The organism is Achromobacter veterisilvae, assembly GCF_037619525.1.
GTDB lineage: Bacteria > Pseudomonadota > Gammaproteobacteria > Burkholderiales > Burkholderiaceae_B > Achromobacter > Achromobacter veterisilvae.
The window spans coordinates 519304-532365 of the sequence record NZ_CP148753.1 but is presented as its reverse complement, the minus strand read 5'-3'; the positions used below and the strand labels follow the sequence as shown (position 1 = coordinate 532365).

The following is a 13062-nucleotide window of genomic DNA, read 5'->3' as shown; positions in this document are numbered from 1 at the left end:
CGAGGAACACCATGTCCCGCTACCAATTCGAAAGCCTGCGCGTCGAGCTGCAGGACCACGTCGCCACCGTCTGGCTCGACCATCCGCCGGTCAACGCCGTCCACACCCGGATGCTGCAGGACCTGACGCTGGCCATGGACATGTTCGGCGAGGATCCCGAGGTGCGCTGCGTCATCCTGACGGGCCAGGGGCGGGTCTTCTGCGCCGGCGCCGACCTGAAGGGCCGCGCCGAGATGCTCGGCCATCCGGCCGGGCTGCCCCAGCACTCGCGCCGCACGCGCGAGCTGTTCCACGCGATCCGCGAGTGCCCGAAGCCCGTCATCGGCGCCCTGAACGGCCCGGCGCTGGGCGCGGGCCTGGGCATCGCCGCCTCCTGCGACATCCTGGTGGCGGCCGAGGGCGCCTGCCTGGGCTTGCCGGAAGTCGACGTCGGCCTGCTGGGCGGGGTCAAGCACGCGCAGCGCCTCTTCGGGCATTCGCGCCTGCGCCGCATGATGCTGACCGGCATGCGGGTGCCGGCGGAGGAACTCTACCGCCTGGGCGTGGTGGAGGCTTGCGTGCCGGGCGACCGGCTGCTCGACGAGGCCGGCCAGATCGCGCGCCAGATCGCCGCCAAGAGCCCCACGTCGGTGCAGTTGATGATCCAGACCGCCAACGCGATCGAGGACATGAGCCTGCGGGACGGCTACCGCTACGAGCAGGACATGACGGCGCAGGTCGCCAAGAGCGACGATGCGAAGGAAGCGCGCCAGGCCTTCCTGGAAAAGCGCGCCCCGGTATTCAAGGGCAGCTAGGCGGCATGGCGGCGGGGCGGCCGGCTCGGCCGGACGTCCTGGGGAAGACGGCGTAGCGCATATCCTGCTTTGGGATGGGAGAATCCCGGATTTTCCCAACTTTAGTATGGGTTTTCGCCGGCCTTGCCCTATATTCCTGTGAAAATACCAACTTCCAGGGATACCCGGCGTTCTCGGACTGATTCACAGTTCAGCCTGGGCAATGCCGCTCGCTCTTTTCCTATGACCGTCAACATGCTTGCTTCCGAGTCGACCCTGCCTGCACCGGTGCTGCTGGTGGAGGACGAACCCCTGATCTGCCGCCGGCTGGAAGGCTTGCTGCTGCAACTGGGATACGCGCCCGAGGCGCTGGTGTTCGCCTCGACGCTGGCGCAGGCGCGCGCCTGTCTGGCCACCGAACCGATCGCCCTGGCGCTGGTCGACCTGGGCCTGCCCGACGGCAACGGCACGGACCTGATCGCGGAAATGCATGCCGCCGATCCGGGCCTGGCGATTCTCGTCATTTCGGCCTGGAGCACCGAGGACGCCATTCTTGCCGCGCTGCGCGCCGGAGCCACGGGGTACGTGCTCAAGGAGCGCGACGACCTGGAAGTGTCGCTGTCCCTGCGCAGCGTGTTGCGGGGAGGGGCGCCCATCGACCCCTTCGTCGCCCGGCGCATCATCGAGGAACTGCGCCCCAGGCAGGCGGAACCGGCCGACGGCGCCACGGGGGAAACGCTCAGCCCGCGCGAAAGCCAGATCCTTCGCCTGGTATCCGAGGGGCTGGGAAACCGCGAAATCGCCGAGGAACTGTACCTGTCGCGCTATACCGTCGAATGCCACGTCAAGCACATCTACCGCAAGCTCGCCGTTTCCTCGCGCACACGGGCGATACACGCCGCCCGTACGCGGGGCTTGCTCGATTGAGGTGGCTCGCGGTCCTGTGGCTGGCGCTGTGGCTGGCGCTGTGGCTGGCGCCGGCATGGGCGCAGCAAGCCGAACCCGCGTGCACGGCGCAAGTGCTCGCCGTCCAGGTGGCCAGGGGCGACGCCGACGGCAACCGGCCGGGGCCGGGGCAATGGCAGCCGGCGGCGCTGCCCGACGACTGGAGCGCCCGCTGGCCCGGCTACGGCGGCACGGCCTGGTACCGGATCGACTGGCAGCGGCACTGCCCGGTGGCGGGCGCCGGGCAAGTGGCGCTGGCGCTCGAGTCGGTGATCATGGCGGGCGAGGTGTACGTCAACGATGAACGGATCTGGAGCGACCCGCAACTGACCGAGCCGCTGTCGCGTAGCTGGAACATGCCGCGCTACTGGCTCATTCCGCAATCCCTGCTGCGCGACGGCGTGAACACGCTGTGGGTGCGGGTGGTCGGCGTCGCGGGGCAGTCTCCGGGCCTGGGCCCGGTCTACCTCGGCGACCCGGCTTCCATCCTGCGGCGGTACGAGGACCTGTGGTGGAGCCACCGCAGCCTATTCACGCTCAACCTGATCGTGTCGGCCGTCATGGGCGGGCTGTGCTTCTGCATCTGGCTGATGCGCCGCGAACAGCGCACCTACGGCTGGTATGCGCTCATGGCGCTCTTCTGGGTGATGTTCATCGCCAACGTGCTGGTCACCAGCCCGTGGCCCTTCCCCGACAGCGTGACCGCGGCGCGGGCCAATATCATGGCCCTGGTGCTGTACGTGGCCTGCTTCTGCATCTTCACGTGGCGCTTCGGCGGGCAGTCCCTGCCGCGCGCCGAAAAGGCGCTGTGGATGCTGTCGGCGGCGCTTCTGGCCGTGATGGCCTTCACGCCGCAGGCGCAATTGCCCGAGGCGCAACTGGCGGTGGTGCTGATCGTATCCGCCATTTTTTTCATCAACTGCCTGCAGTTCCCGGTCCATGCCTGGCGCACCCGCCGCCCCGAACACGGCATGATGGCCGCGTGCCTGTTGATCTTCTTCGGCGCCAGCGCCCATGACCTGCTGCGCATGCTGAAGCTCATCGACAGCGGGAACACCTATACGCCCTTCACCAGCGTCGTGGTCACGCTGTGCATGTCCGCCGTGCTGGGCTTGCGCCACGCCCGCAGCGTGCGGCGCATCGAACGCTTCAACCAGGAACTGGCCGACGGCATCGAGCAGGCGCGCACCGAACTGGCCACGACCCTGGAGCGCGAGCACACGCTGGCGCTGGCCAACGCCCGGCTGCAGGACCGCTTGCAGATCGCCCACGACCTGCACGACGGGCTGGGCGGTTCGCTGGTACGCATGATGGCCATGGTCGAGCAGGCCAGCGCGCCGGTGCCCCGCCAGCAGTTCCTGTCCATGCTCAAGCTTCTGCGCGACGACCTGCGCCAGACCATCGACAGCGGTTCCAGCGCCGGCATCAAGGTGCCGGCCACGCCCCGCGAGTGGATCGCGCCATTGCGGCACCGGTTCATGCAGTTGTTCGACGAGCTGGGCATCGGCGCCGGCTGGCGGTTCCCCGAGCAATGGCGCACGCCGCCCAGCGCCCTGCAATGCATGGCGCTGACCCGCCTGGTGGAAGAATCGCTGGTGAACGTGCTGAAGCACAGCCGCGCCCGGCGCGTGGAGCTGGAACTGCTCCAGCCCGAATCCGGCCGCCTGGAACTGCGGATCGAGGACGACGGCGCCGGTTTCGACGTGGCCGCGGTGCTGCGGGCGGGCATCAGCGTGGGCATGCGCAGCATGCATACGCGCATCGCGCGGGTGGGGGGCAGGCTGGACGTGGCGTCCCGGCCCGGCCAGACCGTGCTGATCGCCACGCTGGAACTGCGTCCGCCCCTGGGCTGAGGCGGCGCGGCTACTGCGCCGCGTTCTCGTCGTCCACCGTCAGCCCGCCGGTCTGCATGACGCGCTGGGCGATCTCTTCGGCGGACTTGCCCTCGAAGCCATGCACGCCCGCGGTGATCCGAAAGCTGTCGCTTTCCAGCGGGCCCATGAGGGTGGCCGAGGACAGCAGCACGCCGCCCGAGCGCAACTGGATGCGTTTGCCGACGCGTTCCCGGGTGAAGTCGGCCAGGGCCTTGCGGCTTTCGGGTTTCAGTTCGATGTCCACCGTCCTGGCCGAGGTGTCCGGGTCGGCGCCGGCCGTGGCCCGTTCCGCATGCAGGACGACGGTTTCGGCCTGCGCCGCGCAGGGCAGGAGCGCCGCCAGCGCGGCGGCGCGGAGAAAGGGGCGGATGGCGGGCATGGAAATCTCCTTCTGGCGGGCGGATGCCTCAATCCTAGCCGATGCCGCGTCCGTGCTCAGCGTCCGTCGCCCAGGTGCAGCGCCACCACCTCCGTATCTTTCCCATCCAGGCCCGGATAGCGCGTCCTGACCAGGGGATCGTGCCCCGGCACGATGTGCTCGGGGGATTCCGCGAATTTCAGCAGGGTGTCGTAGCCCGCCAGCATGTCGGCCACGTTGTGGACGATGGGAAACGGCGCTTGCAGGCCCATGTTGTCGTAATAATGGCTGGCGTCCGACGCCAGCACCATCCAGCCGCGCGCGGTGTGCACGCGCACCGCCTGCAGCCCCTGCGTGTGGCCGCCGATATGCAGCAGTTGCAGGCCCGGCGCGATTTCGTCGTGGCCGTGGTAGAAGGCCACGCGCTTGTCGTAGACGCCTCGCACCACGTCGACCACGTCCTCGACCGCATAGGCGTGGCGCAGCATGTCGAAGCGCATGTTGCAGCCGCAGGCGTAGTGCAGTTCGCTTTCCTGCAGGTGCAGGCGGGCGTTGGGCAGTTTGCGGATATTGCCCGCGTGGTCATAGTGCAGGTGCGTGACGATGACGTCCTGGACGTCGGCGGGCGAGATGCCCAGCTTTCCCAGCGACTCGATCGGGCAGCGCAGGAATTCGCGGCCGCGCGCCTGGGCCGCCGCGGCGTTGAAACCGGTGTCGACGAGATGGACGCGGCTGCCGTTGCGGATGACCCAGACGAAATAATCCATGGGCATGGGGCCGTCGTGCGGATCCGGGGGGGCGATGAAGTTCTGGGTCCGCCTGCGCGCGACCGTCGCATAGCGCAGGGCATAGACTTCGTAGTTCGGCAGTGTCATGCGATTCCCCTCGTTGCGCGGAGGTGTTCCAGTTCGGGCCGCAGATAGTCCAGCAGCCGCCGCGGGTTTTCGACCATGGGAAAGTGGCCCAGCTCGGGCATCACGCCGAAGCGCGCGCCGGGTATCAGCGCGGCGACCCGGCGCGAATCCTCGGGAGTGGCCGAGTAGTCATAGGCGCCCGTCAGCAGCGAGACGCCAAAGGTGTCCATATTCAGTCCCGCGACGTGCGCGGCGGCGTCGAAGTCTTCGCTGTAGAACCAAAGGTCGTTGGCGTACACGTTGAAGCCGCCCTGCGAATAGATCCAGGCCGCGTCGCGCCGGGCGTCGAGCGGGGTGGATGGGGCCATCAGCCCGCGCACGTAGGCGGGATTGTGCGCGGCCTGGTTCACCTGGGGATGGCACAGCATGGGCGTGCGCCGCCCGCTGGCTTTCCAGGGGGCTTCCAGCGCGACGACGCCGGCCACGTCGGCGGGGCTGCGCCTGGCGGCGACGAGCGCCATCGCCGCGCCCATCGAACAGCCCAGCAGCACGGCGGGCGCGCGCGCCACCTGGCGGATGACCGACAGGCAGGCCTGCAGATAGGCGTCCAGGGTCAGGCCGTCTTCGGTCCAGGCCTGTCCGGGCAAGGGCATGCTGCGGCCGTGGCCGGGCATGTCGAAGGCGATCATGCGCCATTGCCGCCTCAAGCCGGGGTCGGCCATCAAGGCGTGGTATTGGCGGGAGTCCGCGCCGGCCGTGTGCAGCATCAACAGCGGCGGGCCGGATTCGATGCCGCTGGTTTCATAGTGGATGCAGGCCGGTTCGCCGCCGATGTCGATCGTGGCGTAGTGCCCGGAAATCGCGCTCCGGTCCAGCAGGGCGGGGGCGGCATCCACCTGGCCGCGCAGGATTTCGAACAGCCGTTCCAGCGGATGCAGGGCCTGGGCAATGGCGAGCGTGTCGCCCGTGACGCGCAGGCCTGGCGCGTGCCGGCGCGCGGCGGTGAAGGAGTGGTAGCCCGGAGGAGGCTCGGCGCCGAGCATTTTTTGCCAGACGTCCGCGGGCGCGCTGACGACGATGCACTGCGAGGGGCCGGCGGGCTGGCCGGCCCAGACGGTTATTTTTTCGCCGGGTCCGGTGCCCGCCTGCAGCCAGATGGCGCACGGCAGGCCCCGGGCGGCGGAGAGGAATTCCTTATCCTGCTGGGCCAGCGCTGCCCCGGCCCTCAGTTCTTGGACGATCGCCTTCACTTGGCTGGGTCTCCTCTTGTTGGCGCCGGAGCACTTCGAGCGCGGTGCGTTCGGCGTTCACGATGTGGCTTCGGGCCGCTTCCTGCGCGCCCTGCGGGTCGCGGGCGCGGATGCGTTCGAACAGGTGGTCGATTTCGGCCAGGCTTTCCGGAAGCCGGTCGGCGCGCGCGAAGGACGTGGCCCGCAGCAGATTGATGCGCGACAGCAGCCCGGGGAGCATGTCCTTGACCAGGTCGTTGTCGCAGCCGCCCAGCAGCACGTCATAGAAATCGCGCTTGGCCGCCAGCAGGGCCGACTTGTTGCTGCCCTTGCCCTGGCGGTGCAGCGCATCCACCGCCTTGCGCAGGCGCTCGATGTCCGCGTCGCCGGCCAGCCGGGCGAATTCGTGCGCGGCGTAGCCTTCCAGCAGGGCGCGCAGGGCATAGAGGTCGCGCGCGGCCTTTTCGGTGATGCGCACGACGGTGGGGCCGCGGTGCGGCTCGATGGAAATCAGGCGTTCGGCTTCCAGTGTGCGCAGCGCTTCGCGCAGGGTGCTGCGGCTGATGCCAAGCTGTTCGCACAGTTCGAGTTCGCGCAGGCGTTCCCCGCCTTTGATCCGCCCGTCCATGATGGACGCGCGCAGGAATTCCTCCACGCGGGTGCGCAGGGTAGCGGGTTTTTCGAATATCGCGCCGGTGGGGGTGGCCATAGCAGTCTCTTCTTTATCCTGGCGGCGGGTTCCAGCGGCGGCGCAGGCCTTGGGCCATGCCGCCGCGAACCGCCGTGTCGACGTAAAGACGCAATATATCCCGTCGGCCGGCCATGGCTACAGTCCCAGATAGGCGGCGCGCACCCGGCTGTCTTCCAGCAGGGCGTTGCTGGGGCCGGAAAGCACCATGGAGCCGGATTGCAGCACGTAGGCGTGCTGGGCGACCGACAGCGCCAGGCGGGTGTTCTGCTCCACCAGCAGGATCGTCAGGCCGCTGCGGTGGATGTCCACCATGGCCTGGTGCATTTCCTCGACGATCTTGGGCGCGAGGCCGTGGCTGGGTTCGTCCAGCAGCAGCAGCCGGGGCTTGAGCATCAGCGCCCGCCCGAACGCGACCATCTGCTGTTCGCCGCCGGACAGCGTGCCCGCCAGTTGCCGGCGGCGCTCCTGCAAGCGGGGAAACAGGGCATAGATCTCGTCGCAGTCGCGCTTGACCGCCGCGGTGTCCCGGCGGCGGGTGTAGCCGCCCAGATAGAGGTTTTCCTCGACGGTCATTTCCGGGAATACGTGCCGGCCTTCGGGGACGTGGGCGATGCCCAGCTCCGGGATGCGGTGCGGGGGCAGGCGCAGGATTTCCCGGCCGTCGAACTTCACGCTGCCGCTCGTCCTGTCCAGCAGCCCGGATATGCAGCGCAACAAGGTGCTCTTGCCGGCCGTATTGGCGCCGACGACGGCGATGAACCCGCCTTCCGGCACGGTCAGCGATACGTCGCGCAGGACCGGGCTGCGGTCGTACGAGGCGGTCAGCGCGTCGATTTGCAAAAGACTCATGCCAGCGCCTCCGCCTGTTCCAGCGATTTGCCCAGATAGACTTCGATCACGGTCGGATCGGAGGCGATTTCGGCGGGGCTGCCTTCGGCGATCTTCTGGCCGAACGACAGCACCAGGATCCGGTTGCACAGCCGCATGATGGCGCGCATATGGTGTTCCACCACGATGAACGTGATGCCGGATTCGTCGCGCAGCGTACGGATCAGGTCCAGCATGGCGTCCATTTCGGATTCGTTCAGCGCCGCCATGACCTCGTCCAGCAGAAACACCTTGGGATCCGTGCACAGGGCGCGGGCGAGTTCCACCCGCGCCTGTTCCGGAAACGACAGTTCGCCCGCCGGCTTGCGCGCGATGGCGGACAGGCCGACGCGGTCGAGGTTGTCGCGCGCCACCTGGCGGGCGCGGTCCACGCCGTGGCGCAGCAGCCCGCCGACCAGCACGTTGTCCAGCACCGTCATTTCGGGAAACAGCGCCACGTTCTGGAAGGTCTTGGTCATGCCGCGCGCCGCGATCTGGTGGGGACGCAGGCCGGTGATATCGTGGCCGTCCAGTTCGATGCGCCCGCCGTTGCCGCGGTACAGGCCGACGAGCAGGTTGAACAGAGTCGTCTTGCCGGCGCCGTTGGGGCCGATGAGGCCCAGGATGTCCCCCTTCGCCACGTCGAACGACACGTCGTCCACGGCTTTCAGGCCGCCGAAGCGGCGCTGGACGCGGGAGACCTTGAGGATGTCAGGCATGCTGCCTCCCCGCGAGGTTCCGCAGCCGGGCCCAGAGCGCCGACAGGCCCCGGGGCTCGACCAGGATGATGGCGATGAGGATCAGGCCGAAGGCCAGTTGCGATACGCCGGCCGTGTGCCCGGACAGCCAATCGTTGAAGACCTCTTCCAGCGGGATGATCACCGCGGCGCCGATCAGCGGACCCGCCACGGTGCCCACGCCGCCGATGATGCAGATGAGCGCGACGCGCACGGAAATGCCGACCAGCGAGAACACCGTGTCCGGATCGAAGAAGTAGATGAACTGCGCGTAGAGCGTGCCGCAGGCGCCCATGAGGACTGCGGAGATGACCGCCGCCAGGATGCGGGTCCGGGCGGTGTTCACGCCGATGACCTCGGCGGCCTGCGGATTGGCCTTGACCGCGCGCAGGCGGTAGCCCAGGCGCGAATGGCTGATGAGGGCGAATACGACGGACGTGACCAGCGCGGCGCCCAGCATCAGGTAGTAGTAGGGGATGCTGGACTTGAACTGCATCTGGGCCAGGCCTTCCGAGAACGGGATCGACACGCCCACCGGGCCTCCCGTGACGGACGCCCAGGTGTTGGCGATGGCGCGCAGCACTTCGCCGAAGGCCAGCGTGGCCAGCGCGAAATAGTGGCCGCGCAGGCGCATGGTCGGCAGGCTGAGCAGCGCGCCCGCCAGCGCGGCGACCGCCATGGCGGCGACGATGCCCAGCCACGGGGAAATGCCGTAGCGCATGAGCAGCAGCGTGGAGGTATAGGCGCCCAGGCCGAAGAAAGCCGCGTGTCCCAGCGAGATCTGGTTGGCCAGTCCGCCCACGATGTTCCAGGACTGGCCCATGGCGGCGAACAGCAGCACCAGCGTCATGACGCGGATGCCGTAGCCCTGGTCTTCCATCAGCCAGGGCGCGCCGAGCGCGGCCGCCAGGACCAGCGCCCATTGCACGAGTTGTCGGTTCGGAGTCATCAGCCCGCCCTTTTCAGTAGACCTTCCGGACGCACGGCCAGGACCAGGATGAAGATCGCGAAGAGCACCAGGTTCTGTAGCTGCATGGGCAGCACCAGCGACGACAGGGACTGGATGACGCCGACCGCCACGCCGCCCACCACCGCCCCGATCACGCTGCCCAGGCCGCCCAGCACCACGGCGGTGAACATCAGCACGCTGAACTGGGCGCCGACCGTGGTGGAGGCGGTCAGGTAGGGCAGGATGATCCCGCCGCCCAGGGCCGTCATGCCCACGCCCAGGCCGAACGCCAACTGGTGCACCCGGTGCGTGGAAATGCCGGACAGCCGGGCGGCCATGGGGTCCTGGGCGGTGGCGCGCACCGCCATGCCCCACCAGGTTTTCTTCAAGACCCACCACAGGGACAGGCCCGCCACCGACGCCACCGTGAAAGCCAGCAGATAGGGCGCGCTGAGCAGGATCGGGCCGACCGCCAGCGCGGTCATCTGGTACGGCGTCTGCACCGAGCGGAACTCCGATCCGAACAGGATCAGCGCCAGGTTTTCCATGACGATGAGCAGGCCCACCGTCAGAAAGATCTGGGCGACCGCCGGCGCTTTCAGTACCCGGTCGATCAGGTACTTCTGCGTCAGCACGCCCAGCACGAAGGCGACGGCGAACGACAGCAGCGATCCCAGCAGGGGATCGAGCCCGAGCAGTTTCCAGGCGAAATACGCCACGAACATGCCCACCATCAGGAACTCGGCCTGGGCGAAGTTGATGATGGACACCACCCCGAAGACCAGCGTCAGCCCGATCGAGATGACCGCGTAGACGCCGCCCAGCAGGATGCCGTCCACCAGGGCCTGCAAGAATTGCATGATCGCTCTCCGCGCGCCGCGCTCAGGCCGCGCTGATGACGCGGCCCTTGGCCAGGGCCTGCGGCCAGACCGACACCAGTTCGTTGTCCTGCCACTGGACCATGATGGGCTGGGCCATGGTGTTCAGGCCGCTGGCGTCGAAATGCACGCCGCCGCCCGACATCACCCCGGCCCAGCCCTGGTCGTACTTCTGCGCGCGCAAGGCCTTGGATACCGCCTCGGGCTTGTCCGAGGCCGCGACTTCCAAGGCCTGCGCCAGCACGCCGGCGCACACGGCGTGCTCCAGGGCTTCATGGGGCATGAACGTGCCGAACCGCTTGCGGTAGCGCTCGGTGTACTCGGGCGCCTGGTCGTAGTTGGCGGGCGCGATGGACAGCACGGCCTGCGAATACTGGCCCAGCGCCTTCGCGAAGTCGGGGATGACGTAGCCGGCCGCGCCGCCCACGACGGGCATGGTCAGGCGCTGCTGGCGCATGACGCGGATGATCAGCAGGCTGTCGTTGAGGTAGGAAATGGGAAAGACGATCTGGGCGTCGGACCCGCGCAGCTTGCTGATCAAGGGCGTGACGTCGGTGATGCCCAGCGGGTAGGCCTCGTCCAGCACGATCTGCGCGCCCGCCGCCTTGGCCGCGTTGCGCACCCCCACCGCCTGCGACGTGCCGTAGGCGGTGTCTTCATAGAGCAGGGCGATCTTCTTGATCTCCGAGGCGCCGGCCACGACCGAGGCGGCGTAGTCGTACTGCGCGCGTCCCAGCACCGAGCCCTTGGATACCACCTGGAAAATGTGCTTGAAGCCGCGCTCGGTCAGCACATCCGAGAACGACATGGTCAATAGCGGAATGCCGCGGCGCTCGGTCACTTCGGATACCGCCAGGGTCAGCGACGACGCGTAGGCGCCGATGATGGCGACGCAGCGGTTCTGCGTGATCAGGCGCTGCGCCACGGTCGCCGCCGTGGTGGGCTGCGACGTGGCGTCCGCGACGATGAGCTTGAGCTTCGCGCCGCCCAGGGCCTTGATGCCGCCGGCCGCGTTGATTTCATCGGCGGCCAGTTCCAGCCCCTGGCGCGAGTTGATGCCGAATTGGGCGTTGGCGCCCGACAGCGGCAGGATCACGCCGACGTTGACTTCGGACGGCGCGGCCAGCGCGCGGCCGGGCAAACCCGCCGCCAAGGCGGCGGCGCCGAGTCCGGCGACGAAATCCCTGCGCCCACGGCGGATGGCCTGTTGGGGTGTCTTCATGGTTGTCTCCTGGCTTTTTCGAGGATGGCGCTCGGCAGCCAGCCCGGCGCTCTGGGCCAATTATTGTTCCTGCCTTTCAATCGGTCAAGAATATTGTCAGACAATCCGACTATTGACGATCAATCGGAAATTGACAGACAATCAGACAAACCAGCCGGCAACCGACCGGACTTTCACCGGTCACCGTCACAGTAGAGGAGCAACCATGGCAGACATCAAATCCGAAACCCAGGCCCTGTTCGACCAAGGGCTGAACCTGCGCCGCGAGGTGCTGGGCACCGAATACGTGGACGGTTCCATCGCCCGCGCCAACGAATTCATGATGGCCTTCCAGCACATCACCACCGAATGGTGCTGGGGCTACACCTGGGGCCGGCCCGGGCTGGAAAAGAAGACCCGCAGCATGCTGAACCTGGCGATGCTGACGGCGCTGAACCGCCCGGCCGAGATCAAGCTGCACGTCAAGGGCGCGCTGAACAATGGCGTGACCGTCGAGGAAATCAAGGAAATCCTGCTCCAGGCCACGGTGTACTGCGGCATCCCCGCGGGCCTGGACGCGTTCAAGGTGGCCAACCAGGTGCTGGAAGAAGAGGGCGCCTTCAAGGAGGCGCAAGCATGAGTGCGCAGCACGAAGGTAGTGCCGTGAGCGCGCAGCAAGGACGCGTCGGCCTCATCGGCATCGGCAGCATGGGCTGGCCCATGGCCGCCAGGCTGGTGCAGGCCGGCTTCGCGGTGACGGTGTACGATGCCGCGCCGGGCCAGGCCGCGAAGTTCGCCCAGGAAGTGGGCGGGCAGGCCGCCGCCACCTGCGCCGAACTGGCGGCCCAGGCCGACGTCATCTTCACCATGCTGCCCACCAGTGCCATCGTCGAACAGGTGCTGGGCGGAGAGCGCGGCGTGCTGGCGGGCCTGCGCCCGGGCAGCGTCGTGGTGGACATGAGCTCCGGCGTGCCGGCACACACGCAGCGGCTGGCGCAGGCCGTCGCCGCCGCGGGCGGCGAAATGGTGGACGCGCCGGTTTCCGGCGGCGTTCCCCGCGCGCGCACCGGCGAATTGGCGATCATGTTCGGCGGTCCCGCGCAGACGCTGGAGCGGGTGCGCCCGGCCCTGTCCTGCATGGGCACGTCGATCACGCCCGTGGGGGTGGTCGGCAGCGCGCACGCCATGAAGGCCCTGAACAACCTGGTGTCGGCGGGCGGCTTCCTGATCGGCGTCGAGGCCATGCTGATCGGCCAGCAGTTCGGCCTGGACCCAAACGTGATCGTGGACGTGCTCAACGCGTCCACCGGCATGAACAATTCCACGCAGAAGAAGTTCAAGCAGTTCGTGCTGTCGCGCCAGTTCAATTCCGGCTTCGGCCTGGACTTGATGGTCAAGGACCTGGGCATCGCGCTGGGCATCGCCACCGATACCGGCACGCCCACCCCGTTCGCATCGCTTTGCCGCGAATTGTGGGCCTCGGCCGGCAAGACGCTGGGCAAGGGCCAGGACCACACCGCCGTCGCCCGCCTGTCCGAGCAATTGGCCGGCGTGGAGCTGGGCGCCAAGAAGGACTGAGGCATCCCCCGGGCGCGGCCGTCCGGCCGCCGCCCGCACCGGTTTATTGACGCCGCGCAAGGTAAGAATGCGCGATTGCCGTCAATTTTTGCAATATATGTCAAAATATAAAATAATTGACATATAGC

At 67.9% G+C, this 13062-nt stretch carries 14 protein-coding genes; 5 read left to right on the top strand and 9 right to left on the bottom strand.

The window, feature by feature from the left end:
• Positions 1-11 precede the first annotated feature (11 nt).
• The 3 genes from WHX56_RS02435 (at position 12) to WHX56_RS02425 (ending at position 3571) form a co-directional block, all read left to right on the top strand.
• Complete coding sequence (locus WHX56_RS02435) at positions 12-794, top strand: enoyl-CoA hydratase/isomerase family protein (RefSeq protein ID WP_338880220.1); 783 nt, start codon at positions 12-14, stop codon at positions 792-794.
• A 222-nt stretch (positions 795-1016) separates the two neighbouring features.
• A complete protein-coding gene (locus WHX56_RS02430) occupies positions 1017-1700 on the top strand; it encodes a LuxR C-terminal-related transcriptional regulator (RefSeq protein WP_129244055.1) in 684 nt (227 codons plus the stop codon).
• Positions 1697-3571, top strand: coding sequence for a sensor histidine kinase (locus WHX56_RS02425; protein ID WP_338880218.1), 1875 nt, complete (start codon positions 1697-1699; stop codon positions 3569-3571). Before WHX56_RS02430 ends, WHX56_RS02425 begins: the two co-directional genes overlap by 4 nt.
• A 10-nt stretch (positions 3572-3581) precedes the next feature.
• Here WHX56_RS02425 and WHX56_RS02420 read toward each other — a convergent pair whose 3' ends face one another.
• From WHX56_RS02420 to WHX56_RS02380, 9 genes are all read right to left on the bottom strand, one after another.
• Positions 3582-3971: a SecDF P1 head subdomain-containing protein gene (locus tag WHX56_RS02420; protein WP_287755563.1), complete on the bottom strand. Its 390-nt coding sequence runs from the start codon at positions 3969-3971 to the stop codon at positions 3582-3584.
• Between the two features lie 56 nt (positions 3972-4027).
• Positions 4028-4825, bottom strand: coding sequence for an N-acyl homoserine lactonase family protein (locus WHX56_RS02415; protein WP_338880216.1), 798 nt, complete (start codon positions 4823-4825; stop codon positions 4028-4030).
• Entirely contained in the window at positions 4822-6054 is a 1233-nt protein-coding gene (locus WHX56_RS02410; RefSeq protein ID WP_338880214.1) for an alpha/beta hydrolase, read from the bottom strand. Before WHX56_RS02410 ends, WHX56_RS02415 begins: the two co-directional genes overlap by 4 nt.
• A complete protein-coding gene (locus WHX56_RS02405; protein ID WP_129244040.1) occupies positions 5999-6742 on the bottom strand; it encodes a GntR family transcriptional regulator in 744 nt (247 codons plus the stop codon). The genes WHX56_RS02410 and WHX56_RS02405 overlap by 56 nt, the downstream gene beginning before the upstream one ends.
• A gap of 117 nt (positions 6743-6859) precedes the next feature.
• Positions 6860-7573: an ABC transporter ATP-binding protein gene (locus tag WHX56_RS02400; RefSeq protein WP_338880212.1), complete on the bottom strand. Its 714-nt coding sequence runs from the start codon at positions 7571-7573 to the stop codon at positions 6860-6862.
• Complete coding sequence (locus tag WHX56_RS02395) at positions 7570-8310, bottom strand: ABC transporter ATP-binding protein (protein ID WP_129244034.1); 741 nt, start codon at positions 8308-8310, stop codon at positions 7570-7572. Before WHX56_RS02395 ends, WHX56_RS02400 begins: the two co-directional genes overlap by 4 nt.
• Positions 8303-9277: a branched-chain amino acid ABC transporter permease gene (locus WHX56_RS02390; protein WP_338880210.1), complete on the bottom strand. Its 975-nt coding sequence runs from the start codon at positions 9275-9277 to the stop codon at positions 8303-8305. Before WHX56_RS02390 ends, WHX56_RS02395 begins: the two co-directional genes overlap by 8 nt.
• Positions 9277-10137, bottom strand: a complete 861-nt coding sequence (locus tag WHX56_RS02385) for a branched-chain amino acid ABC transporter permease (RefSeq protein WP_338880208.1) — start codon at positions 10135-10137, stop codon at positions 9277-9279. Before WHX56_RS02385 ends, WHX56_RS02390 begins: the two co-directional genes overlap by 1 nt.
• A gap of 22 nt (positions 10138-10159) precedes the next feature.
• Entirely contained in the window at positions 10160-11377 is a 1218-nt protein-coding gene (locus tag WHX56_RS02380) for an ABC transporter substrate-binding protein (RefSeq protein WP_129244025.1), read from the bottom strand.
• Between the two features lie 205 nt (positions 11378-11582).
• Between WHX56_RS02380 and WHX56_RS02375 the strand changes: the two genes are divergently transcribed.
• Together WHX56_RS02375 and WHX56_RS02370 are read left to right on the top strand one after the other, a co-directional pair.
• Positions 11583-11996: a carboxymuconolactone decarboxylase family protein gene (locus tag WHX56_RS02375; RefSeq protein WP_129244022.1), complete on the top strand. Its 414-nt coding sequence runs from the start codon at positions 11583-11585 to the stop codon at positions 11994-11996.
• Complete coding sequence (locus tag WHX56_RS02370; protein WP_338880205.1) at positions 11993-12934, top strand: NAD(P)-dependent oxidoreductase; 942 nt, start codon at positions 11993-11995, stop codon at positions 12932-12934. The genes WHX56_RS02375 and WHX56_RS02370 overlap by 4 nt, the downstream gene beginning before the upstream one ends.
• Positions 12935-13062 lie beyond the last annotated feature (128 nt).